This is a genomic window from Cellulomonas uda (assembly GCF_006538705.1).
Lineage (GTDB): Bacteria > Actinomycetota > Actinomycetes > Actinomycetales > Cellulomonadaceae > Cellulomonas > Cellulomonas uda.
Map to the genome: position 1 here is coordinate 1 of NZ_BJLP01000093.1, position 2,823 is coordinate 2,823.

The 2,823-nt window shown below is 75.1% G+C and carries 5 protein-coding genes; all 5 read left to right on the forward strand.

What is annotated here, in order from left to right; translation table 11 throughout:
* The coding region (locus tag CUD01_RS16205) for a YbaB/EbfC family nucleoid-associated protein (RefSeq protein WP_218023870.1) at positions 1-485 on the forward strand (485 nt) is incomplete at its 5' end.
* Positions 485-802, forward strand: a complete 318-nt coding sequence (locus CUD01_RS16210; RefSeq protein WP_141322522.1) for a type VII secretion target — start codon at positions 485-487, stop codon at positions 800-802. The genes CUD01_RS16205 and CUD01_RS16210, both read left to right, overlap by 1 nt.
* Complete coding sequence (locus CUD01_RS16215; RefSeq protein WP_094179603.1) at positions 799-1,626, forward strand: hypothetical protein; 828 nt, start codon at positions 799-801, stop codon at positions 1,624-1,626. Before CUD01_RS16210 ends, CUD01_RS16215 begins: the two co-directional genes overlap by 4 nt.
* A 2-nt stretch (positions 1,627-1,628) precedes the next feature.
* Positions 1,629-2,027 carry a YbaB/EbfC family nucleoid-associated protein gene (locus tag CUD01_RS16220; protein ID WP_094179604.1) on the forward strand — a complete coding sequence of 133 codons (399 nt, stop codon included), beginning with the start codon at positions 1,629-1,631 and terminating at the stop codon, positions 2,025-2,027.
* Complete coding sequence (locus CUD01_RS16225; protein WP_141322523.1) at positions 2,014-2,757, forward strand: hypothetical protein; 744 nt, start codon at positions 2,014-2,016, stop codon at positions 2,755-2,757. The genes CUD01_RS16220 and CUD01_RS16225 overlap by 14 nt, the downstream gene beginning before the upstream one ends.
* Positions 2,758-2,823: the final 66 nt, after the last annotated feature.

Sequence of the window (2,823 nt, forward strand, 5' to 3'; positions counted from 1 at the left end):
GTCCAGGTGTCGCGGTGCTCCGGCACGCCCGCACCCTCGAACCCGATCTGCTCGACTGGCTGGTGCCGCTCGTCGCGAGCAGGGAGGACGTCGCCGCGTCGGACGACCCGCCCACGACGGGCGTGCACACCGCTACTCTCACGGCCATGGCCACGGAAGACCTGGAGTCCGTCCTGGCGGACGGGATCGCGTACCTGAGGGCGGCGCAGGGCGTGCGCCCGACGACCTCGCACGCGCCGACGACCGGCGTGGACCGGGACGGCCTGGTCGAGGTCGTCGTCGACGGTCACGGTCTGCTGGCCGACATCGTGTTCGCGCCCGACCTCGCACGGCTCGCGCCGGAGCAGCTCGAGGCGGCCGTGCTCGACGCGGTGCGGGACGCGTACCGCGGTACGGGACGCCCGCGTCTCCAGGCACTGCCGAGCTTGGGGGACAGCGAGGTCGCGGCTCGCGTCCGGCAGGTTCTCGCGGAGGAGGGGAAGTGATGGACGAGTTCTCGGTCGACCCGGTCCGGCTCGCAGCCGAGGTCGGGAACGTCTTCGCCGTGAGCGACGAGCTCGACGGTGCGGTGAGCGCCGGTCTCGCGGCGCAGGGGATGTCGCAGACAGCGTTCGGTCTGCTGTGCATCGCGATGGTCCCGCCGTCGCAGACGGTCCAGACCGCGGCGGTCGCGGCGCTGCGTGCCGAGGCGGGGGCGTACGAGGCCGTCGCCATGAACCTGCGCCACACGGTGGCGGCCTACGAGGCGGCCGACGCCGCGTCGGCCGCGCGCAACCGCGGGCTCCTGGGGCGGCTGGGATGACCCTGGTCGTCGAGCCCGAGACGTGGGAGGCGCCCGCGTGGTTCGAGGGGACCGCGCTGGGCGTGCCGGTCGTCGGGTCGCTGTTCTCGACGGGTGCGAGCCTGGGCTCGGGGGACTGGGCGGGGGCCCTGGGATCGGCCGCGGGGAGCGTCGGCGACCTCGTCGGCGTCGCGGTCGACCCTCTCGGCACCCTCGCGTCCAGCGTCGCGGGATTCCTGCTGGACCGCTTCTCCTGGTTCCAGGAGGCTCTCGACGTGCTCGTCGGTGACCCTGCCGTGGTCACCGCGGTCGGCCTGACCTGGGCGAACGTCGGCGCCACGTTGGAGATGCAGTCCGACCGGCTGATCGAGATCCGCGACCGGACGGCGCAGTACTGGCACGGACCCGCCGCCGACGCGTTCCGGCGCCGCGTGACCGAGATGGCGCACCGGGCCACCGTGGAGGCCTTCGCGTGCCGGTGCGTGAACACCGGGTTCGCGATCGGGAGCGGGATCGTCGAGATCGTCCGGCAGATCGTGTCCGCCATCTGTGCCGAGCTCGTCGGCAAGCTGATCGTCTGGGTGGCCGAGGCGCTGGGGACTCTCGGCTTCGGCGTGCCCGTCGTCGTCGCGCAGGCAACCTCCGCGATCGCCCGCTGGGTCGACGACGCCGCGAGGTGGACGGACGAGCTGCTCCAGTCGACCGGGCGCTTCTGCGACCTCCTGGCCGACCTGTACCGGGCGTTCGACGAGGTCGGGCTCTACAACCTCGGCATCGGGCCGGACACGGTGGTCGGCGCCGGTGCCTCGGGGGTCGACCAGGGCGCCCAGACGGTCGGAGGCTGACCATGGACCCCTACGCACCCCTCGCGGACGCACGTGAGCGGCTCAAGCAACTGCAGCGTGACGCGCACCAGACGGCAGCCGAGACCGCTCGCATCGCGGCACGCATCGAGCAGGCCACCTACTCGGCATGGTCGGCCGGGCGCGAGGTCCGCGTCACGCTCGGTCCCGATGCGCTGATCCAGGGCGTGGAGTTCACGCCGCACGCCATGCGCACAGCTCCGCGCGCCCTCGCCGCCGCGACGATGGACGCGCACCGCAGGGCCGTCGCGCTGCTGCGTGCATCGGTCGACGAGGCCGTGCGCGAGGCACCGGCGTCCGTCGGCGACCTCTCCGGCGCGGTCGCCGCCGCTGCCCACGAGATGCTGCCCGCGGCCGACGAGCCGCCCGATGTCCGGCGCTGACCCGCGGCCGAGCGGCGCGCGCCTGCGCCGCCGCTCGTGGACCGCTGCGGGCGCGGTCCTGCCGGTGACCGGCGTCGCGACGATCGCGGGTTGCGTCGTCGCCGCCGGCCTCGCCAGCGGCCCCGCGCAGCGGATCGTCGTCGCGGCCGTCCTGGTCGTCGGCGTCCTGGGCGGAGTCCTGTGGCGACGGGCCGGCGGCGCGGAAGCGACCCACGGTCGCGTCGCGTCCGCCCGAGCCGCGTGGGCACGGACCTGGAACGGCGCCAGGCTCGTCGACGACGGCCCGCCCGACCCCCGGGACGCCGCGCTCGCGCTCCCGCGAGGGTGGAGGGTCGAGGCCGCACGCGGCAGGCTGCGTCTCGCGGTCTCCGGCATGCCGGTGCGCTGCGAGACCTGGGTGCTGCGTGCGGTGCCCGGCTCGCGCCGCTCTCCCGTGCGCCGCGAGGTCGTGGCTGCCGACGCGCGCACCGGCCCGGCCCGCGTCAGCGTGCCGATCGGGGCGACCGCGGACTCGATGCTCGTCACCCCGGCGTGGGCGGGCCGCCGTGGGACGGCCGAGCCCGCCTGGCTGCCGGCCGTGCGCGAGCGGGTCGCGCGCCACGAGGACCTGCTTGCGACGCTCACCATCGGCGACGACCGCGTCGTCCTCCTCGCCCTCGACGACCCTCGCCCCGAGACGACCGTCGCCCGCGCTCAGCTGGTGCGCGACGTCGCAGCGATGATCGGCTGATTCCGGCGCCCCCGTCGACGGTGGCGCGGCTCAGGGGACCTCGCCGAACCAGCGGTGGACGTGCGG